This is a genomic window from Bacillus sp. AP50 (genome assembly GCF_040492675.1).
In the GTDB taxonomy this organism is placed as follows: domain Bacteria; phylum Bacillota; class Bacilli; order Bacillales; family Bacillaceae_G; genus Bacillus_A; species Bacillus_A cereus.
Genome location: NZ_JBEUTW010000243.1, coordinates 1 through 21,712, shown reverse-complemented (window position 1 = coordinate 21,712; position 21,712 = coordinate 1). Strand labels below are relative to the sequence as shown.

Genomic DNA, 21,712 nt, shown 5'->3' with positions numbered 1-21,712 from the left:
ATATCGTTCATATGCAACATAAAAACATGTTAAAGCTGTTTGCAATAAAAGGATTGACCATAAAAATGTAGTCTCTCTCCACCTTTTTAAAAGGAAAATAAATGAAAGTACTGTACATATTAAAAACGTCGTCTTAATAAAATTATATATTTCATTCATATCCTTTGCAGAAACATTGAATACTTCAATATTATGCTCTATAGAATAATACGGTTTTTTCCAAAGAATTTCTGGCTTCAAAACTAAATAACTCTCTATCATAGATTCCTTATCAGTTTTCCACCATTCCTTCATTTTATCAATCGCTATTTTTTCTTCTAATTCCATAAATTCATGTGCTTCAAGATTAGGGTATTTTGCATGTAACTCTATTTCAAGTTCCCCCATATCCTTACCTTCTGGGTAACCTTTCCCTTGATACGTTCCAAGTAATAACGGATTCCCTGCCCCAGCAGTTAGTGGGATAAATTTATCAAATTGAATGTAATTGCGAGCCCACCATGGTCCAAGTACGATAAGTCCTATTCCTATGCTTATAATCGCTTGCTTCATCATAATACGGAATGGGTAGCGTTTCATTAAAAGATACCCAAATAGTAAGATTGGATATAAGGCAATTTGTACACGGAGGTACAGTGCTAAAAAGTAGAAAATTAATACAATCAGAAGATGTTTCGTTTTATGAGTATCAGCTAATTTTAAACTCCAATATACTAATCCTAATGAAAGGAATAGAAACGGTCCTTCTGTTAAAGTTAAATTTTCCATAACAATCTCTGGAGGATACACAGCTAATAAGAAAGCACCTATTAATCCTGCAGCAGAATTCAATAAATAAGTACCAATCTTATAAGTTAGCAAAATACTAAGTACCCCTAATAGGATAATAATTAATTTTGCTACAAAAAGACCTTCACTGCCATTTCCAAAAAAATAAAATACAACAGCTAATAAAGCTGGAAAACCCGGCATAATATGAATCGTTGGTTTATCTGGTTCATGATATGTTAACATCCCTGTTTCCAATAAAATATTTGCCGTTTTTTGATAACCTATATCATCGCTAGCTATAGATAGATCTGCACCATGTGTTTGTAAAGTTGCAAAACGAAGTGCAAAACCGACTATCATAATAATCCCTAAAAGGATTATATTAGATTTGCGAGTAAATCGCCCTAACATCTCATCTTCTCCCTTCAGATACATAATTTTCAAAATATATTTCTATATTTTTACAACACAATACGTTCTATAATAAATACTTTTTATACAAAGTACAACAATAGAAAGTTGATTTACAAAGTTTATATGCGTTAAACTTATACAGATGTTCTTGTAATCTTCTTCCTTCCAAAAGGCTTGTATATATGATGCAAGACATAAAAAACTTGAGGAGATAAAAATTCTATGATGGAACAAAAGCAACTTGTTTCTGTTGTCATACCCCTGTATAACACGGAAAAATATATTGAAGAAACGATGCAGTCAATACTAGATCAAACATATAAAAACATTGAAATTGTAATTGTAGATGATGGAAGTAAAGATCAATCACCTTCTATTGTGAAAAACCTTGCTGAAAAATACCCAGGGCAAGTAAAATACGTTCATCAAAAAAACCAAGGTGTTTCGGTAGCCCGTAATACAGGTATCGAAAATGCTAGCGGAGAATATATCGCTTTCCTTGATAGTGACGACTTATGGCATCCAACTAAAATTGAGAAACAAATCGAGAGTATGCATAAAAACGAAATGGACGCGTGCTATTGTGGTTATATGAATTTCTACGAAGAAACAGGCGAGAAGGTTGAACATACAACAAACTTTATTAAAGGTGATATGGCAAAAGCATTCCTAACACATCAAGTTGTTGCTCAAACAAGTACTTGGATTTTCAAACGATCCATCGTAATGGATCATAACATTCGTTTTACACCAGGATGTAGTTGGGGAGAAGATTTAGAGTTTTTATTTAAACTTATGAGTTTGACAAATGTATGTTATGTCGATGAATACTTAACTTATTATAGAATCTTATCAGAAGGAAATCTTTCTTCTAAGTATAAAGATTATGAATTAAAAACAACAAAAGAGCTAGAAGTATTCAATCGTATGAAAGATTGGGTACATAATAAATCTCAAGACTTCATTACGAAAGACCCTCAGTCACTGATTGAGATTCTTGAGACTTATTTATTCCCTTATACAGTCATCAATAACGCTTGTATATATATTAAAGAAAACTCTCGATTAGATAAATCACAAGTTCAATTAATCAAAAAAGATATAAGGAAATATTGCCGTAAAATCTATTCAAAGAATGGAAAGCGTAGTAAAAAACTATATGCAATGCTTTGGTTTGTACGAATTAAATTTCTGTTTTCTTAAACTGAAAATATAACGATACTCTCTCTTTCTGTGAACAAATTAAATTTACAAATAGGACAAACTAACCGGGTCCTAAAGAATAGAAAGGTCTTTTCTCATGAAAACAAATAAAATTCTAAAAAACGCATCCTACCTCTTTGTAGGAAACATTACTGTCCGCTTTGTACTGGCTATTGCAACAATTTTCTTTGCAAGATATGTTTCTCCAAGTGATTACGGTATGTTTACAACTGCGTTAGCAGTTTCAGCTGTTATTTGTTACTTTACAGATGCAGGTTTAACACATACGTTTATGCGTGAAGGAACGAGAAGCGATGCTAATATTAGTGTGCTAATAAGTAGTTATTTACGTATTCGTTTAATATTAGCTATCGTAATTTCTGTACTTTTCGCTATTTTTTCCCAGTTCTTCTATCCCGATGCTTACTTACGTGCGATGGTATATTGGGTTGTCCTACCAACAATGTTCGGAGCAACCTTACAAGGTGTTGGTATGGCTTACTTCCAAGTAACAGAACGCATGCAATTTACAGCTATTATTTCTGTACTACAAGGTGTAACAGCTGCTGCTGCCCTATTACTAGGGATGTCTTTCCAATGGTCACTTATGATGGTTGCTGCCATGTACGGGGTATCTAGTCTTGTAACAGGTGTTATCGCCTTTATAATGACAATACGTTACACGAAAGTCCATAAGGGTTGGGATAAAGGCATTTTAGATCAACTACTTATTTTCACGATCAACGGAATCATTATTATGCTCTTACCACAATTGGGCCCTATTATATTAGAAAAGGTTTCAACATATAAGCAAGTTGGATTCTTTGGTGCTGCATCTAAAATACCTGCTGTACTATATCAAATACCTGGAGTAATTGCAGCTGCTTTTTATCCAAGACTTTTTGCTTTTGGTAATGAGAAAAATATTGAAGAACATAGAAAATTATCAAGTTTTGAATTAAAACTTATGTCTTTTTTAGGAATGGGAATTTCTATCCCCTTTATTGCTGATCCAAGTTTCTGGATTGTTAGTTTATTAGGAGAAAAATACGCTCCCGCTGGTGACGCTCTTGCTATTCTAGCGTTTATGGTTATTTTACAATCAATTAACTATCCACTAGCCGATAATTTAACAACGATTGGCCAGCAATGGAAACGTGCAACAACAATGACTATTGGATTAGTTGTTGCCATCATAGGTTATATTGTATTAGGTAGTAAATATGGAATGATGGGGGCAGCTGCCGCAGCCATCATTACCGAAATTACACTATTAATTGGATTTACCCTCTTTATTCGTAAAGGCATGCAATTATTAGTTAAAGGAATTATATTTAATTCCTTAGCCTTTATTATTAGTTACGGTATATACCGAATTGCATTAATCAACTTACCACCATTAGTTGCTTTAACTCTTACTGGTATACTATACGGTATAATCGGAATTGTAATTGATCCTCAAATACGTGGATTCGTTTTAGGATTTATAAAACAAAAGCTTATTCGCAAACATGCTTAAAAGCAAAAAGCTTTTCCTATTTAAAAATGGAAAAGCTTTTTGCTTTTTTATATACCATCATTTTTCTTCAGTAAAAAAATGCTATATATTCCAGCTCAAATTGACTTACTTTCTGAAAATGCCTTATACTAAATTACATGTAAACTATGAACTTCAACGCTTGTAAAAATATATATGCTTCAACAAAAATATATATTTTCTCATGTTAAAACTAAAGAACACACCTTTAAAAATTGGTGTGTTTTTATATGCTACCTAAAAACTAGTTGCTACATGTAACGACTTTCAAAGGAGGATTATCAATTTTTATGAGCATAAAGCCGAATAATAAATTCTTTTCCAAGAAAACAATAATAATTATGCCAATATTATTATTGTGCGCTTTTGCTTTTCATTATTTCTTTTTAACATCTAATCAAGCCTTTTCTGGTACAGGGGATGCGTTACGTCAATTTGGTTTTTTTACGTTTCTTCTACAACATGCCTTTAAAGATGGCAACCTTTTTTGGTCTTTTGATTATGGATTAGGTGGAGATTTATTTGGAGAGTTTAGTTATTATTACAGCACATCACCGTTTTTCTGGATTACACTGTTACTACCTAAACTAAGTCTTGAGCAAGTATATGACGTGAAATTATACATGAGTATTTTAAAAAACTTTTTAGCTATGGTATTCATGTATGGTTCTTTACGTTACCATAATAAAACAGCATTCTCATCTTTTGTTGCTGCTATTATATATGGTGGTTGTATTACTTTCATCCGTCACTCTTTACTATGGGATTTCATGGCTGATGCCATTGTATTTTTACCATTAGTAATATGGGGACTTGATAAATATATTATTGAAAAGAAGCGCGGACTTTTCCTAATCGCTGCTACTTTAATGTTAGCATCAAACTTTTATTTTGCTTTTATCACAAGTATTTTCATATTTATTTATGCATTATTCCAATACTTTGCGACACAACAAAATAAAACGATTGTCTCTTTTCTAACTTATTATATTAGAATCGGTTTATTGTATGGATTATCACTCGGTTTAGCCGCCGTTTGCTTCCTCCCATCAGTTAATGCCGTATTTAGTGCTGATCGACTATCAAAAAAGTTTGAGATACCATTATTATTTGAAGATAAATTTTATAAAGATTTAATGGAAAATATTTTCTTCATGTATAATGCTGAAAATCATCAATTAGCTTTACCAGCTTTAATTTTATTCTTAATCGTATTTGGAATGTTTATACGTGATAAACTCGTTAAAAATAAAGTATTCTTTACGTTATTCATGTTCATTCTGTTTATGCTTCCATATACATATTCTGTGTTTAATGGTTTTTCAGCAATGCAATCTAGATGGTTCTATTTATTTGTATTTGTAATTGCCCAAACAATTGCATACATTCTAGATTGGATGATTATTCATAAGAAAGACTACAAATTACCTTATTTAATAAGTTTATTAGTGTCTATTGGATTATTCATTTATGCATTTTATAGAAAAGCAAATATAAATGTAACTGATAAACCTTTACAAGACGTTGATAACATTTTACTCGGAACTGTCGTTCTTTCTGTTATTACAGTATGTTTATGGCGTTATATTTCCAAACCTTTCATACAATTTTTAGTTGTATTGAATGTACTCGTTAGCACAATTTCTATGAATTATATGTATGCGAATAATATACTTAGCACCGTTTACGGACAGAGCCAGATTTCAACTGAAAAGTTACACGAACCAGGCTATGATAATAAAGAAGAAATTGCTGCAATTCGCTACATACAAGAAAATGATAAAGACTTTTATCGTATTCTTAATCCATATAGCGAATATAACACACCGATGCTACAAGGATATCATGGCGTAAGTACGTATCAAAGCTTAGTTAATTATTATGTCCATGACTTTATGAAAAATAAATATGGTGTATTCCAAATGTACGATACACCTTCAATGTTTTATCAAGCTGATAGTCGACTACTACTCGAAAATATGCTAGGTATAAAATATCGCGTATTAAGTGCTGATACAGATTCAAAGAATGTACCTTATGGATATAAACTATTACAGCAAGTAGGACCATATAATATTTACAAAAATGACTATGCTTTACCGTTAGGATATGTATATGATTCGGCTATAAGTGAAGAAGAATTTTCTAAATTAAACTTCGCTCAGCGTGATCAATTATTATTACATGCTGTTGTCGTTAATAATACAAAAGAATTTTCATTAAACCATTTTAATAAACAAGACCTCAAATCAAAGGCAGTATCTATTAAAACGGAAAAAGCAAAATTCGAAAACATGGAAAAACAAGAAAATAAACTAATTGTTCATGGCTTTGGAAATATGATTGTACCTATCAATTATCCTGATACACCTGGTGATCTACTGATAGAATTAAAATTAAAAAATGCAGGCACATTCAATGCAACTGTTAATGGAAAAACGATAGGAAAAGGGGACGATGCTGGTGCATACTCTTATCCGTTAGAAAGGTTTGTTTACAATTTGGGCAATGAGCGTCCAGAAAACCTAACTATCTCTATTGATATGGCAGGTGAGTATGAATTAGGTGACTTGCAAGCAAATATTGTAAACTATGAAAGTGTACAAAAAGAAACAAAAAAACTAACTGAAAATAGGCTTGAAAATATTTATTATAAGAACAATTATTTAAAAGGGGATATCAAATCAAATAAAGACGGGCTCTTATATTTATCTGTCCCATATAGTAAAGGCTGGACTATAAAAATTGATGGAAAAGAAACAGAATTTACGAAAGCGAATTCTGCCTTTATCGGTGTTCCCATTACAAAAGGTTCACATGTAATCGAAATGACTTACGTTACACCTTACTTCAAATTAGGTATGATTATATCAATCATCTCACTAATTATCTGTATAGCTTTACTAATTTTCAAAAATCCAAAAGCACGACGAAAATTTTCTTTTAAAAAGCAATAATGAGCAATCAATGAATCATGAATCTATCCAATTGGATAGATTCATATAAAAACGCATAACATTGTTTTAACCCACTACAAACAAGGAGTGTCAAAAATGACTCTTTCAATCGTTGTACCATGCTACAATGAAGAAAAGGTGCTTCGAGCCTTTTATTCAGAGACTTCTCTTGAAATTCATAAATTAACTACCGATTATGAATTTGTTTTTGTTAATGATGGTAGTAAAGATGATACTTTAAATATTTTACGTGATTTAGCTAGTTCAGATTCGTCAGTACACTACATATCATTTAGTCGAAACTTCGGAAAAGAAGCTGCAATGTTAGCTGGTTTAAAATATGCTACAGGCGATGCAATTGTTATTATGGATGCTGACTTACAACACCCTCCTACGTTAATAAAAGAACTGTTAGAAGGATATAACGACGGCTACGACCAAGTCATTGCAAAAAGAACAAGAACTGGTGATTCACCCGTTCGCTCTTTCGTCTCTCGTCTTTACTATAAAGTGATGAATAAATTTGTAGATATTGAATTAGTAGACGGTATTGGTGACTTTAGACTTTTAAGTCGAAGAGCAGTAGATTCTTTATTATCTTTAAGTGAATACAACCGATTTTCAAAAGGCTTATTTTCTTGGATCGGTTATAACGAATTAATCATTGAATATGAAAATGTATTACGTTCTGATGGAGAAAGTAAATGGACCTTCTCGAAATTATTAAATTACGGAATTGATGGTGTAATTTCATTTAATAATAAACCGTTACGTCTATCTATATATCTCGGATTACTAACAACCATTTTAGGACTTTTATACGTAATCACTACGTTCGTTCAAATCATCCTTGGTGGTGTGGAAGTTCCTGGTTACTTTACTCTCATTTCCGCTATACTATTTATTGGCGGTATTCAACTCATATTCCTAGGTGTTATTGGTGAATATATCGGTCGTATTTATTATGAAACAAAACGTAGACCGCATTTTATTGTAGCTGAAAAGAAAGTTAGTGAAGTTAAACAAAAGGCATAACCAAAAAGTTACTTCTGTAGGTAGAAGTAACTTTTTTATATACTAACATTTACAAACACTTCTTTTGAAAAAATATACATTTTGAAATGATGGCATTATATGAAAGAATTTAGTATCATGATTCAAGGTACTATTTCAAGTTGGACGGAGGATACTATGAGCTTATTAACAGTTGAAAAATTAGGACATACATTTGGTGATCGTACATTATTTAAAGATGTATCTATGCGATTATTAGCAGGTGAGCACGTTGGATTAGTTGGTGCAAACGGTGTTGGTAAATCAACATTCATGAATATCATTACTGGTCAGCTTATTCATGACCAAGGTCGTGTAGAATGGACACCGGGCACACATTACGGCTACTTAGATCAGCATACTGTTTTAACGCCTGGACGTACAATCCGTGACGTACTAGCGGATGCATTTTTACCGTTATTCGAAAAGGAAAAAGCTTTAAATGAAGTTACAGAAAAAATGGGAACTGCTACACCAGAAGAACTAGAAGAACTTCTTGAACAAATGGCAGAAATACAAGATGCACTTGAAGCAGGTGGTTTCTATTTACTAGATATGAAAATTGAAGAGGCTGCACGTGGTCTTGGAATTGATGCTATTGGTTTAGATCGTGATGTTTCAGCACTAAGTGGTGGACAACGTACAAAGGTATTGCTTGCAAAGCTATTACTTGAACAGCCAGAAGTGTTATTGCTTGATGAACCTACTAACTATTTAGACGTTGAACATATTCATTGGTTAACAAATTATTTGAAAGAATATCCACATGCATTCTTATTAATTTCTCATGATACAGAATTTATGAACAAATGTGTTGATGTTATTTTCCATCTAGAATTCACAAAAATGACACGCTATACAGCGACATATGAAAAATTCCTAGAACTAGCAGAAATCAATAAAAACCAACATATAAACGCTTATGAAAAGCAGCGCGAGTTTATCAAAAAGCAAGAAGACTTCATTGCAAAAAACAAGGCTCGTTATTCAACGACAGGTCGTGCAAAGAGTCGTCAAAAGCAACTTGATCGCATGGAACTTATTGATCGCCCAGAAACAGCAATTAAACCTGAATTCTCATTTAAAGAAAGTCGCGCAAGTAGTCGCTTCGTCTTTGAAGGTGAAAATGTAGAAATCGGATATACACATCCGCTACTACCAAAGCTATCAATGACGATCGAACGTGGTGAAAAAATTGCTATTGTTGGATGTAACGGTGTTGGTAAATCAACGTTACTAAAAACAATCTTAGGTAAAATTAAGCCTTTAAGCGGTAAAACAAGCCTTGGTGACTTCTTAGAGCCTGCATACTTTGAGCAAGAAGTTAAAGCTGACAATATAACACCAATTGATGATGTATGGAATACATTCCCTGGTTTAGACCAGCATCAAATTCGTGCGATGTTAGCAAAATGCGGATTAAAAAATGAACATATTTCTCGCCCATTAAGTCAATTAAGTGGTGGAGAACAAGCAAAAGTTCGTTTATGTAAGCTAATGGGTGAGGAAAGTAACTGGCTACTATTTGATGAGCCGACAAACCATCTTGATGTTACAGCAAAAGCGGAACTTAAGAAGGCTATGAAAGCATATAAAGGAACAATCCTCCTTGTATGTCACGAACCGGACTTCTATGAAGATTGGATTACAAAAGTTTGGGATGTTGAAGAATGGTCTCAAAATAGTAAATAGTCTTTAAGAAAAAACTCCTTGTGTAGACAAGGAGTTTTTTACTTATTTTTATTAAGAATTTTTTATATTGTAGTATCCTATAAGTCGTAATCGAAATTCTTTTAATTCCGGATACGCCTCTAAATTTGCTAACATACCTCTAATTACTGGAATTCTTGGATTAAGCAATCGTATTTCCGCCTCTAAAACATCTAACGTTACTAACAACTCATCATCCTCTAATTGATCAGCTAAACTACGCTTAAATACAATAATTTCTTTTAAAAAATGCTCTTTAACTTGTTCCTTAATAAGCTCTGATTTACAAAGGAATTCTCCAAGCTTTTCTTCATGTAAAATAGGTTCTTCCGAAGATTCTACTAAGCCATCTACTAAATGATCTACTCTTTTTAAAATAAAAGCAGCGACATACGATAAATCAATTTCTGGTGCTTGTAAAATAATTAACTCTAAATAACCACGGCATATGCCTTCTACTATAATTACTAAATCCAATAAATATGGCATAACCTTTTCACCATAAATGGACAATAAACTATTCCGATAAAATGCATGAGACTCTAACTTCATCCGCATCATAAATTCTTCTACTTCTTTATTAAACGGAATTGCATTTTCTCTCGCATGCATAATAATAAATTCTTTATGCTTTTGTATATCATTAAACTGACAATGTAATTGTTTTGCAAATTTTTCACGTGGTAATAAAGACTCTTGTTCAATATCCAGCATTTTCTTTTGGATTTTGTCATAATAATATCGAAGTGTCGCTAATAAAAGCTCATCTTTCGATTTAAAATATAAGTAAAAAGCTCCCTTAGATATACCACTAGCTGTCACAATTTCCTGCACTGATGTCGCATTTACACCCTTAGTAGCAAATAACTTCATAGCCGATTCTATAATTAAACGCTCTTTTTCTTTCATATCTTCTCTCCTAAATTTAATCTCGCATCTTATTATAAATGTATTATACCATCCCTTTTTATTGACGATTGACCGAACGGTCAGTTATATTATGTATTAGACTGACCAGTTGGTCAATATAATACAAAGGGAGCGCAAACATGAACAAAATCATCAATTTCTCGTTAAAAAATAAGTTCGCAGTTTGGCTACTAACCATTATTGTTACTATTGCGGGGATCTACTCTGGACTCAATATGAAGCTGGAAACAATTCCTGATATTACAACACCGATTGTGACAGTAACTACGGTCTATCCTGGTGCTACACCAGAAGAAGTAGCTGATAAAGTTTCAAAGCCGATGGAAGAACAACTACAAAATTTAAGCGGTGTTAACGTTGTGAGTTCATCATCTTTTCAAAACGCATCTTCTATTCAAGTAGAATACGATTTTGACAAAAATATGGAAAAAGCAGAAACAGAAATTAAAGAAGCTCTCACAAATGTAAAACTCCCAGAAGGTGTTAAAGATCCTAAAGTTTCACGAGTAAACTTCAATGCTTTTCCCGTTATTTCGTTAAGCGTAGCAAGCAAGAATGAATCTTTAGCTACTTTAACTGAAAATGTAGAAAAAAATGTTGTACCGGGATTAAAAGGACTTGATGGTGTTGCATCTGTTCAAATTGCTGGTCAACAAGTAGATGAAGTACAGCTCATCTTTAAGAAAGATAAAATGAAAGAACTAGGACTAAGTGAAGATACTGTAAAAAATGTGATTAAAGGATCGGATGTATCTTTACCACTTGGCTTATACACATTTAAAGACACGGAAAAATCAGTTGTTGTAGATGGCAATATTACAACGATTAAAGCATTAAAAGAACTTAAAATCCCAGCTATACCTTCCTCACCTAACGGTCAAGGTAGTCAAAATGCTGGCGCTGGTGCACAAACGCCACAAATGAATCCAGCCGCTATGAACGGGATTCCAACAGTTACATTAGATGAAATTGCTGACATTAAAGAAGTTGGGAAAGCAGAATCCATTTCTCGAACAAATGGAAAAGAAGCAATTGGAATTCAAATTGTGAAGGCCTCTGATGCAAATACAGTTGATGTTGTAAATGCAGTAAAAGATAAAGTAAAAGAACTTGAGAAAAAGTATAAAGACTTAGAGATTATTTCAACATTCGACCAAGGTGCACCTATTGAAAAATCAGTTGAAACAATGCTAAGCAAAGCAATTTTCGGTGCTATCTTTGCGATCGTTATTATTATGCTGTTCCTACGAAATATTCGAACAACGTTAATCTCTGTCGTTTCAATACCACTTTCTTTATTAATTGCTGTTTTAGTCATAAAGCAAATGGATATTACGCTTAACATTATGACACTTGGAGCAATGACCGTTGCTATAGGCCGCGTTGTCGATGACTCAATTGTTGTTATTGAAAATATTTACCGACGTATGTCGTTATCAGAAGAGAAATTGCGCGGAAAAGATTTAATTCGTGAAGCTACGAAAGAAATGTTTATCCCAATTATGTCTTCTACCATCGTAACAATTGCTGTATTTTTACCACTTGGACTAGTAAAAGGTATGATTGGTGAAATGTTCTTACCATTCGCCTTAACTATCGTCTTCGCTTTATTAGCATCATTACTAGTAGCAGTTACAATCGTACCGATGCTAGCTCATTCCTTATTTAAGAAAGAGAGCATGAGGGAAAAAGAAGTACATCATGAAGAAAAACCAAGTAAATTAGCAAATGGGTATAAACGCATACTTGCATGGGCTTTAAATCACAAAATTATTACATCAAGTATCGCTGTCCTTCTATTAGTTGGTAGTCTTGCACTTGTACCAGTTATCGGTGTAAGTTTCTTACCTTCTGAAGAAGAAAAAATGATTATCGCAACATACAACCCTGAACCAGGTCAAACGTTAGAAGACGTTGAAAAAATTGCAACAAAAGCTGAGAAGCACTTCCAAAATAATAAAGACGTCAAAACAATTCAATTCTCATTAGGTGGCGAAAACCCAATGAGTCCTGGTCAATCAAACCAAGCAATGTTCTTCGTGCAATATGATAACGACACGAAAAACTTTGAAAAAGAGAAAGAACAAGTCGTTAAAGATTTACAGAAGATGTCTGGCAAAGGCGAATGGAAAAACCAAGACTTCGGAGCAAGTGGCGGTAGTAACGAAATTAAACTATACGTTTACGGAGATAGCTCAGAAGACATTAAGCCTGTTGTAAAAGATATTCAAAATATCATGAAGAAAAATAAAGACTTAAAAGATATAGATTCTAGTATTGCAAAAACATATGCAGAGTACACTTTAGTCGCAGATCAAGAAAAGCTGAGTAAAATGGGCTTAACGGCTGCTCAAATTGGAATGGGACTTTCTAATCAACATGATCGCCCTGTTCTGACAACAATTAAAAAAGACGGTAAAGATATCAATGTATATGTAGAAGCTGAAAAACAAAATTATGAAACAATCGATGACTTAACAAATCGCAAAATTACAACACCACTTGGTAATGAAGTAGCTGTGAAAGATGTTATGACTGTAAAAGAAGGTGAAACATCGAATACAGTAACACACCGAGATGGACGTGTTTATGCAGAGGTTAGTGCCAAATTAACATCTGATGACGTTTCAAAAGCATCTGCTGCAGTACAAAAAGAAGTAGATAAAATGGATCTTCCTTCTGGTGTAGATGTTTCTATGGGCGGTGTTACTAAAGATATTCAAGAATCATTCAAGCAACTTGGCCTAGCGATGTTAGCTGCGATTGCCATTGTATACTTCGTTCTTGTCGTTACATTTGGTGGTGCCCTTGCACCATTCGCAATTTTATTCTCGCTACCATTTACAATTATTGGGGCTCTTGTTGCCTTATTAATCTCTGGTGAAACATTAAGTGTATCTGCAATGATTGGTGCGCTTATGTTAATCGGTATCGTTGTAACAAACGCAATCGTGCTTATCGACCGCGTTATTCATAAAGAAAATGAAGGACTATCAACACGTGAAGCTTTATTAGAAGCTGGTGCAACACGCCTTCGTCCAATTTTAATGACTGCAATTGCAACAATCGGTGCTCTTATCCCGCTTGCATTAGGGTTTGAAGGTAGTGGCTTAATTTCTAAAGGACTTGGTGTAACGGTAATTGGTGGATTAACAAGTTCAACGTTATTAACACTTCTTATTGTTCCAATCGTTTATGAAATATTAAGCAAATTTAAAAAGAAAAAAACAAAATAACAAAAAATAACCTCGCTAACTGCGAGGTTATTTTTTATTTCCAAACAAGACTAGAAAATCACCATAGCCTTCTTTCTCTAATTCCTCTTTTGGAATAAATCGAAGAGCTGCAGAATTAATGCAGTAACGAAGTCCATTTGGTCCTGGACCGTCTGGAAATACATGCCCAAGATGTGAATCTCCTTCCTTACTTCTCACTTCTGTACGCGTCATATTATGACTCACATCCATCTTTTCTTTCACACTTGCTGACATAACTGGTTTTGTAAAACTAGGCCATCCACATCCACTATCAAATTTGTCTAGAGAAGTAAATAGCGGCTCACCTGAAACGATGTCTACATAAAGACCTTCCTCTTTATGGTTCCAATACTCATTTCGAAATGGTGGTTCTGTACCATTTTCCTGCGTTACATAAAACTGCATCTCATTGAGTTTTTCTTTTAAATGAGCATTATCCTTTGGCCAATGTTGCTTAATAAAAGCATCTCGTCCTGAGCCTTTACGATATAACTCATAGCGGAATGTGTTTTTCTTATGATATCCTTGGTGATATTCTTCAGCTGGATAAAATGTAGCTGCTGGTAGTATTTTTGTCGCAATTGGTTTTGAAAAGCGCCCACTCTGCTCAAGTTCTTCTTTTGAGGCTTCTGCTTTTTTATGTTGTTCTTCATTATGATAAAAAATCACTGTTTCATAAGACTGTCCGCGGTCGTGGAATTGTCCTCCAATATCGGTCGGATCAATTTGTCTCCAATATATATTTAACAATTCCTCATACGACATTTTATTTGCATCAAATGTAATTTGTACCGCTTCATAATGTCCTGTTGTTTCTGAGCACACTTCTTTATACGTTGGGTCCTCTTTATGACCGCCTGTATAACCTGAAATAACCTGTATAATGCCCTCCATCTCTTCAAATGGAGAAACCATACACCAGAAACACCCTCCAGCAAATGTAGCTAACTCTACCTTTTCATTTACAGCCATTACTTCACCCCTATTCTATATTCTCCTTACAGTATGGCATAAGAAACATAATGTTATAAAAGAAAAAGCATCGAACATCGATGCTTTTTCTTACTTCACTTTATTTTTTCCAACATCCTTCTCCATTTCATCACTTGTCACGTCTAAAACATCTAGTAAGAAAATGAAGATTGGAATACCGATAATCAGTCCCCATACACCTAAGAAGTGCTCTGAGAAAATTAATACCATAAAAGTATAGAAAATCGGTAAATTTGTTTTTTGCGACATAAACTTCGGATTTAATACGTAACTTTCAAGCGCATGAATCACTGTTACGATAACTAAAATATAAACAACGTACATAATACCGCCAATATTGTAAGCAATCATACAAAGTGGGAATAACGAAATGATAACCCCCGCTACTGGAATTAATCCAAGCAAGAAAATCATTAATGCTAAACCTAATAATTGCGGGAATCCTAATATCCATAATGCGATAACTGAAAGAACACAGTTAACAACAGCAATTAAAAATTGTGCTTCGATTACCTTTCCAAATGAACGTGCAAATTTCTTTCCGAAGTACTCAATTTCAGTATAGAAAATTGCAAGCCTGCTTTCTTTAAACTTTGCAGTAAAACCAACAATACGAGATTTTTCTAATAAGAAAAACAAACTCAAAATTAAAGAAAGTAAAACCTGAAGGCCAAATTTACCAACATTCGTAATCGATTTATACAAAATGTCTACGCCTTGTCCTACATATTTAGAAAGCTCCATATGATTGACAGCATTAACTGCATACTTAATTAGTTCACTATCTGGTGGGTTTCTTAAAAATACATTGAATTGGTAAATCAGTTGTGAAATTTGTATCGTCAATACTGGTAAATATTTAAATAGCGTAATAGCAATTCCACCAATTAACATTACATATAGAAATGCTATAATAATTTTTCGATTAATAGGCATGAAATGATCTAATTTGCGGGAAATAAACTTTTGGAATCGATCCATTAAATACGTGAGAATAAACGTAATTAATATTAAATTCAACATACTTTGCAGCCCGTATAACACGAGAGCAAGTATTACTAATACGAGTAACCTCTGAAATCCTTTACTTTGAAACAGGTTTTTTATTTGCATAATCGACGAATACTCTCTCCTGTCCTATAAACTAAAACGTTAATAAGTAGATTTCTCTCTCTTTTCTACTTTTAATTATTCATTCATATTAAGATTTTTATAAACTCATTATATGCCTACCTTAACAGGTATATAGTAGCTTACTTCTTATTTTACAATACAATGACCTAATTCAAAACGTATTCTACATAGTATTAATGAAGATTTAAGGAAACTTATATTTTTTTAAATAGGTCTTACCACTACTGTAACATAAAAAGCAAGCTATCAGTAGAAATCTGTCCTACAAATAGCTTGCTTTTCTTGTTTTTTAAGTAAGTTTTACTATCCAATGAATGGTATGAACATTGGGATGACAACTACTGTTACAACCCCAACTACTGTTACAGCAATACTTGCCATCGCTGCCTCTACCTCACCCATTTCAATTCCTACCGCAACTCCTAATGCATGACCCGCTGTTCCAAGTGCTAAACCTTTTGCAATCGGATGTTTCACTCTAAATGTTTTTAAGAATAATGCTCCTAATGCGTATACGATAACTGCGTTGAAAATAACTGCAAACGATGTAATTGCTGGAATACCACCAATACTTTCTGAAATTGGTAACGCAATTGCTGTTGTTGCTGCTTGTGGTAGCATTGAATTCATTACTGCTGTATCTAAACCGATTGCTTTTGCAACAATGAACACGACAATTACTGAGCAAATAGATCCAACCACGATAGCTGATAAAATTTGCCACCAATATTTTTTCAACTTATCAACTTGTTTATAGAGTGGGATAGCAAATGCAATTGTTGCTGGCTCTAAGAAGAAACTAATCATTTTTCCGCCAGTATTATATTCTTCAAAAGTAAAGTTACCTACCTTTAGAAAGACAATCCCTAATACCATCGCTACGAATAATGGTGTAAATAGGAATAACCCTTTTGAATGCTTGAATAATAATGTTCCGATTCCGTATGCGATTAATGAAACGACGATTCCGAAATATGGAGTCATTGTGCTTGCCATGTTCATTACCTCCTAACAATATATAAATGCAATGGTTACGCAACCTTTCCGTGCTTGCGTCCTTTATTTACTACTTTCAATTCTTTTGTATCTTCTGTTTCTTTTTCATCTTTTCCTAAAATAAATTGTGCAAATAACCCTGTTACAGCAAGTAAAATAACTGTTGCTACAACAATTACAGTTAAAATTTGTACAAAGTATTGCCCCATTACACCAAGAGAATTAATAACTGAAATACCTGATGGGACGAATAAGAATCCAATAATACCTGTTAAAGCTGTTCCGAGTGATTCAACTTGCTCCAATTTAATAACTTTTAAACATAATAGACTAAATAAAATAACTAACCCGATTACCGATGAAGGCATTGGAATTGGTAAATGTGTTGCAATAATATTAGAAATTAACATAATAGCTGAGAATATGAATGCTTGTGATAAGAAACTATATACTTTTTTCGTACTCATTTTGGCCACCTCTTTCGATTTGGTACCTTTATTGTATAGGATACAAACGTATAAGTAAGCGTTTACATAACAGAACGTCAAATATACAGAATCAGTTACAAATATAAAAGGATGAAATACAAAAGCTGCTTCTTAAATACGAAGCAGCTTCTTGAGTTCTTTTGCATATGTACGGCTAACAGGTACTTTCGATTCTTCTTTCATGATTAAATTATAAGTAGAATTAAACCATGGCTGAATTTCAGTAATATGATTAATATTCGCAATAAAGCTACGGTGTACGCGCATGAAGCTTGCTTGTGGTAACTTCTTCTCTAAAATTACAAGTGTATCATGTGTTACATACGTTTCCCTCGTTGTTTTTACTGTTACTTTCCCATCTACAAGCCCTACATATATAATATCTTCAATATTCACAAGTACGATTGATTCTTCAATTGGTAATGCTAATTTATGCATCTCTGCTGTTACATCTGTCCCCTTTATTTCGTGCTTCGTTTCTATTTGCGCTTGTTTTTGTTTTTTATACTTCTTTAATGTCTGCACAATACGCTCTTCATCAAATGGTTTTAAAATGTAGTCTAACGCATCTACTTCAAATGCTTGCAGCGCATATTGATCATAGGCAGTAGCAAATACAATTGCAGGTGGATTTTTCATCTTCTTTAATATATTCGCGATTTCAAATCCGTTATCATCGGATAATTGAATATCTAAAAACACAATATCTGGTCTACTTTGCATTAGTTCTTCTAATGCGTCTTCCACACAATCAGCCTCACCAATTATCTCAACTTCTTTCGTTCTCTCTAATAAATACTTTAGTTCATCACGTGCTAACATTTCATCGTCAACTACTAATACTTTTAACACCCGGCTCTTCCTCCCCTACTTTTTTTGGAATAATAAAGGTAATCTCCGTCCCTTTATTTAATTCACTTTCAATATGAAGCATCGTTTCTTTCCCAAATAACCCAATAAGACGTTCATTAATATTATATAAAGCTGTTCCAGTCCCTTTCTTTGACGAAACTACCATCTTTCCTAATTGTTCTAAACGTTCTTCCTCAATTCCCTGTCCATTATCTTTTACTTCAAAGTGAACCATACCCTCTTTTTCAAAAACATGCACTTCCACTTCGCATACTGGTTGCTTCTTCGGAAAAGCATGTCGCAATGCATTTTCAACCAATAGTTGAAGAACAAATGGTGGTACTAAAGTTGTCTTTAGCTCATCTTCAATATACATCTTTACCTCATACTTATTTGGGAACCTTGCTTGTTCTAGTGATAAGTATGCCTGTACATGGTTTAATTCTTGTTCTAGTGGAATCAATAACTGACGTGCCCCTTGCAAATTACAACGGAAATACACGCTAAGCTGTAATAATAACTTCCTTGCTTTTTCTACATCTGTTCGGCATAAAGCTGATACTGTATTAATTGCATTAAATAAAAAGTGTGGGTTAATTTGCGCTTGTAATGCTTTTATCTCCGCATCTTGAAGTAATTTACTTTGCAACTCAGCTTCTCCTAACTCTAACTGCGTGGAGAATATTTTTGCTAACCCTTCTGCTAATTCCTCTTCCACACGACTTAACTGGTTAGGATTTTTGAAATAGAGTTTTAATGTCCCTATCGTATTTCCATGCGAAGTTAGTGGAATTACAATCGCCGCTTGCAAAGGGCAGCCTTCATGTTGACAATTAATAACCTCACGTGATTTCGCTTTCATTATTTTCCCTGTGTTTAACACTTCTTTCGACAAACCGGTTATTAAACTATGTGAAGGAATATGGTGATCTGATGCTAATCCAACATGAGCTAATATTTTCTCTGTATCTGTTAAGGATACCGCATCTGTTCCTGTAAAACGGTGAATAATTTGTGCCACATGCTTACATGATTCTTCTGTTAAACCTTGGCGGAAATACGGTAACGTTTTATCTGCAATACGTAATACTTTATGAGTCTGAAGTGCCTTTGCATTCTCCTCCTGACGCAAAATAGCTTGTATCATAGAAAGTAAAATAAAACTTCCAAAACTATTTACAAGAATCATTGGTATCGCTATTGTTTTCACAACGCTAATTCCATCCTCTATAATTAATAAAATCATAAGCATTTCTAAAGATACGATAAAAACACTTAAAACTGCTGAAAATTTAGGAGTAATTGTACGATTATATTTTTTGAAAATATATCCGATATAACCAGTTATAATCCCAGCTAAAATAGAAGAGATTGCGCAGCTTAGCGCTGTCGTACCACCAAGCATATAACGATGAATACCAGCAATAAATCCGACTCCAACCCCTACAATAGGGCCACCAAGTAAGCCGCTAATACCAACACCCATAATACGCGTATTCGCAATTGTACTTGAAGAAGAAACACCTTGTAACCAGTTTTCATTCATAATCGTATTTCCTGCTATTTCAATCCCAGTGTAATTGCTTACAATTGTAAATACCGAAAAAATACAAATAAGCTTAAGCTTATCTACATAGCCATCCTGTTTATGAAGGAGGCGTCTGAAAGTTTTAATATGAGAGAGTAAAAATCCTAAAATAACTATAAGTCCGACTCGTTCGATCATCATGAGTACTAAATTTAGCATCTTTGATTCATTCCTTTTTATTTAGTTAGTTTTATTATGGGAAAATAATGAAGTCGGCGTCAAGAAGAACGAAATATTTTTCGAAATATTTTACACATAATAACTTCCTCTTTATTTGACAATACAATAGAAGAGTGCTAAAAATAAAGTAATATAATACAGTCCTTTAACCCAACCCCGTGAGGTTGAGAAGGAAGTCGGAATATAATATACGTATGTTCTTTTTTGGGGATACGTATGCTTTTTTGGCCTTCTCATCATATCAGGTGAGAAGGCCTTTTGTTATTCTTCCATAGCGACTGTAGAAAATAAGGAGGAGTAATAATGAACGTCACTACTGATGTACAACAAACAACAGAGGAGACGAAAGCGAAAAGATATAAAACATTATTTGGTTCTGCGCTAGGATATGCAGCAGAAGGTTTAGATATGTTGCTATTATCTTTCGTACTTGTCTATATTTTAAAAGAGTTTCACTTAAGTCCTGTTGAAGGTGGAAACTTAACATTAGCTACCACAATAGGGATGTTAATTGGTTCTTATTTATTTGGATTTATTGCTGATTTATTTGGCCGTATTCGTACAATGGCCTTCACAATCTTACTGTTTTCACTAGCAACCGCACTCATTTATTTCGCAACAGACTACTGGCAATTATTAATTCTGCGCTTTTTAGTTGGAATGGGAGTTGGTGGTGAATTCGGAATCGGAATGGCCATCGTAACAGAAACCTGGTCTAAAGAAATGCGAGCTAAAGCGACATCTGTTGTTGCACTTGGATGGCAATTTGGTGTACTGATTGCTTCACTCCTTCCAGCATTTATTGTCCCACACTTTGGATGGAGAGCCGTTTTCTTATTTGGATTAATTCCAGCTTTACTAGCTGTCTATGTCCGTAAAAGTTTAAGTGAACCGAAAATATGGGAGCAAAAACAACGCTACAAAAAGGAACTGTTGCAAAAAGAAGCTACAGGTAAATTAACAACTACTGAAGCCGAACAACTAAAACATATAAAAAAATTCCCACTTCGAAAGTTATTTGCCAATAAAAAAGTAACAATTACAACAATTGGTCTTATTATTATGTCGTTTATCCAAAACTTCGGATATTACGGAATCTTCACATGGATGCCCACTATTTTAGCAAATAAATATAACTATACATTAGCAAAAGCAAGTGGCTGGATGTTCATTTCTACCATCGGTATGCTAATTGGAATTGCAATCTTTGGTATTCTAGCTGATAAAATTGGTCGCCGTAAAACTTTTGCAATCTATTATATTGGCGGTACAGTATACTGTCTCATTTACTTCTTCTTATTCACAGATTCAACATTATTATTATGGGGAAGTGCATTGCTTGGATTCTTTGCAAATGGAATGATGGGAGGATTTGGAGCAATTTTAGCTGAAAACTATCCTGCTGAAGCTCGCTCTACCGCTGAAAACTTTATTTTCGGTACAGGACGTGGGTTAGCTGGATTTGGGCCTGTTATTATTGGCTTACTCGCTACAGGTGGCAACCTACTTGGAGCAATGTCCTTGATTTTTATCATCTACCCAATTGGGTTAATTACAATGCTACTATGTGTACCAGAAACAAAGGGAAAAGTATTAGATTAAACGTAAAAGAGGAAGCATCTCATTTAAGATGCTTCCTCTTTTACGTT

The 21,712-nt window shown here is 33.8% G+C and carries 15 protein-coding genes; 7 read left to right on the top strand and 8 right to left on the bottom strand.

Annotation, left to right across the window (positions count from 1 at the left end):
- Window positions 1–1,182: glycosyltransferase family 39 protein (locus ABWK52_RS18135; protein ID WP_353772056.1), on the bottom strand; the 1,182-nt coding region annotated here is incomplete at its 3' end.
- A gap of 225 nt (window positions 1,183–1,407) precedes the next feature.
- Here ABWK52_RS18135 and ABWK52_RS18130 point away from each other — a divergent pair.
- The 5 genes from ABWK52_RS18130 to ABWK52_RS18110 all read left to right on the top strand — a co-directional run bounded on the left by ABWK52_RS18130 (window position 1,408) and on the right by ABWK52_RS18110 (window position 9,627).
- Complete coding sequence (locus ABWK52_RS18130) at window positions 1,408–2,388, top strand: glycosyltransferase family 2 protein (RefSeq protein WP_098507838.1); 981 nt, start codon at window positions 1,408–1,410, stop codon at window positions 2,386–2,388.
- Window positions 2,389–2,485: 97 nt separating this feature from the next.
- Window positions 2,486–3,907, top strand: a complete 1,422-nt coding sequence (locus ABWK52_RS18125) for an oligosaccharide flippase family protein (RefSeq protein ID WP_098542361.1) — start codon at window positions 2,486–2,488, stop codon at window positions 3,905–3,907.
- A gap of 308 nt (window positions 3,908–4,215) precedes the next feature.
- Window positions 4,216–6,882, top strand: a complete 2,667-nt coding sequence (locus ABWK52_RS18120; RefSeq protein ID WP_053513758.1) for a YfhO family protein — start codon at window positions 4,216–4,218, stop codon at window positions 6,880–6,882.
- 96 nt (window positions 6,883–6,978) lie between these two features.
- On the top strand, window positions 6,979–7,917 hold the full coding sequence (locus ABWK52_RS18115) for a glycosyltransferase family 2 protein (protein ID WP_000175827.1): 939 nt from the start codon (window positions 6,979–6,981) through the stop codon (window positions 7,915–7,917).
- A gap of 156 nt (window positions 7,918–8,073) precedes the next feature.
- A complete protein-coding gene (locus tag ABWK52_RS18110; protein ID WP_000055410.1) occupies window positions 8,074–9,627 on the top strand; it encodes an ABC-F family ATP-binding cassette domain-containing protein in 1,554 nt (517 codons plus the stop codon).
- Between the two features lie 51 nt (window positions 9,628–9,678).
- Here ABWK52_RS18110 and ABWK52_RS18105 read toward each other — a convergent pair whose 3' ends face one another.
- Window positions 9,679–10,554, bottom strand: coding sequence for a TetR/AcrR family transcriptional regulator (locus ABWK52_RS18105; protein WP_000659645.1), 876 nt, complete (start codon window positions 10,552–10,554; stop codon window positions 9,679–9,681).
- A 140-nt stretch (window positions 10,555–10,694) separates the two neighbouring features.
- Between ABWK52_RS18105 and ABWK52_RS18100 the strand changes: the two genes are divergently transcribed.
- Window positions 10,695–13,811: an efflux RND transporter permease subunit gene (locus ABWK52_RS18100; protein ID WP_098542359.1), complete on the top strand. Its 3,117-nt coding sequence runs from the start codon at window positions 10,695–10,697 to the stop codon at window positions 13,809–13,811.
- Window positions 13,812–13,838: 27 nt separating this feature from the next.
- On the opposite strand, the gene msrB is transcribed toward ABWK52_RS18100, so the two are convergent.
- The 6 genes from msrB to lytS form a co-directional block, all read right to left on the bottom strand.
- A complete protein-coding gene (gene msrB, locus ABWK52_RS18095) occupies window positions 13,839–14,804 on the bottom strand; it encodes a peptide-methionine (R)-S-oxide reductase MsrB (protein ID WP_000290175.1) in 966 nt (321 codons plus the stop codon).
- A gap of 90 nt (window positions 14,805–14,894) precedes the next feature.
- Window positions 14,895–15,938, bottom strand: coding sequence for an AI-2E family transporter (locus ABWK52_RS18090; protein WP_001166010.1), 1,044 nt, complete (start codon window positions 15,936–15,938; stop codon window positions 14,895–14,897).
- A 324-nt stretch (window positions 15,939–16,262) separates the two neighbouring features.
- Window positions 16,263–16,955, bottom strand: a complete 693-nt coding sequence (lrgB, locus tag ABWK52_RS18085) for an antiholin-like protein LrgB (RefSeq protein WP_098542357.1) — start codon at window positions 16,953–16,955, stop codon at window positions 16,263–16,265.
- A 35-nt stretch (window positions 16,956–16,990) separates the two neighbouring features.
- Window positions 16,991–17,422, bottom strand: coding sequence for an antiholin-like murein hydrolase modulator LrgA (gene lrgA / locus ABWK52_RS18080; protein WP_000104901.1), 432 nt, complete (start codon window positions 17,420–17,422; stop codon window positions 16,991–16,993).
- A 132-nt stretch (window positions 17,423–17,554) separates the two neighbouring features.
- Window positions 17,555–18,295 carry a LytR/AlgR family response regulator transcription factor gene (locus ABWK52_RS18075; protein WP_098542355.1) on the bottom strand — a complete coding sequence of 247 codons (741 nt, stop codon included), beginning with the start codon at window positions 18,293–18,295 and terminating at the stop codon, window positions 17,555–17,557.
- Window positions 18,273–20,042, bottom strand: a complete 1,770-nt coding sequence (lytS, locus tag ABWK52_RS18070) for a two-component system sensor histidine kinase LytS (RefSeq protein ID WP_000933590.1) — start codon at window positions 20,040–20,042, stop codon at window positions 18,273–18,275. Before lytS ends, ABWK52_RS18075 begins: the two co-directional genes overlap by 23 nt.
- A gap of 324 nt (window positions 20,043–20,366) precedes the next feature.
- Between lytS and ABWK52_RS18065 the strand changes: the two genes are divergently transcribed.
- The gene (locus ABWK52_RS18065; RefSeq protein WP_065702741.1) at window positions 20,367–21,665 is read left to right on the top strand and encodes an MFS transporter; all 1,299 of its coding nucleotides are present in this window, start codon (window positions 20,367–20,369) and stop codon (window positions 21,663–21,665) included.
- Window positions 21,666–21,712 lie beyond the last annotated feature (47 nt).

Coding starts and splice junctions, on each gene's coding strand:
- ABWK52_RS18110 (WP_000055410.1), top strand. CDS start 8,074: ATGAGCTTATTAACAGTTGAAAAATTAGGACATACATTTGGTGATCGT.
- msrB (WP_000290175.1), bottom strand. CDS start 14,804: ATGGCTGTAAATGAAAAGGTAGAGTTAGCTACATTTGCTGGAGGGTGT.
- ABWK52_RS18120 (WP_053513758.1), top strand. CDS start 4,216: ATGAGCATAAAGCCGAATAATAAATTCTTTTCCAAGAAAACAATAATA.
- ABWK52_RS18090 (WP_001166010.1), bottom strand. CDS start 15,938: ATGCAAATAAAAAACCTGTTTCAAAGTAAAGGATTTCAGAGGTTACTC.
- lytS (WP_000933590.1), bottom strand. CDS start 20,042: ATGCTAAATTTAGTACTCATGATGATCGAACGAGTCGGACTTATAGTT.
- lrgB (WP_098542357.1), bottom strand. CDS start 16,955: ATGGCAAGCACAATGACTCCATATTTCGGAATCGTCGTTTCATTAATC.
- ABWK52_RS18100 (WP_098542359.1), top strand. CDS start 10,695: ATGAACAAAATCATCAATTTCTCGTTAAAAAATAAGTTCGCAGTTTGG.
- lrgA (WP_000104901.1), bottom strand. CDS start 17,422: ATGAGTACGAAAAAAGTATATAGTTTCTTATCACAAGCATTCATATTC.
- ABWK52_RS18125 (WP_098542361.1), top strand. CDS start 2,486: ATGAAAACAAATAAAATTCTAAAAAACGCATCCTACCTCTTTGTAGGA.
- ABWK52_RS18105 (WP_000659645.1), bottom strand. CDS start 10,554: ATGAAAGAAAAAGAGCGTTTAATTATAGAATCGGCTATGAAGTTATTT.
- ABWK52_RS18115 (WP_000175827.1), top strand. CDS start 6,979: ATGACTCTTTCAATCGTTGTACCATGCTACAATGAAGAAAAGGTGCTT.
- ABWK52_RS18065 (WP_065702741.1), top strand. CDS start 20,367: ATGAACGTCACTACTGATGTACAACAAACAACAGAGGAGACGAAAGCG.
- ABWK52_RS18130 (WP_098507838.1), top strand. CDS start 1,408: ATGATGGAACAAAAGCAACTTGTTTCTGTTGTCATACCCCTGTATAAC.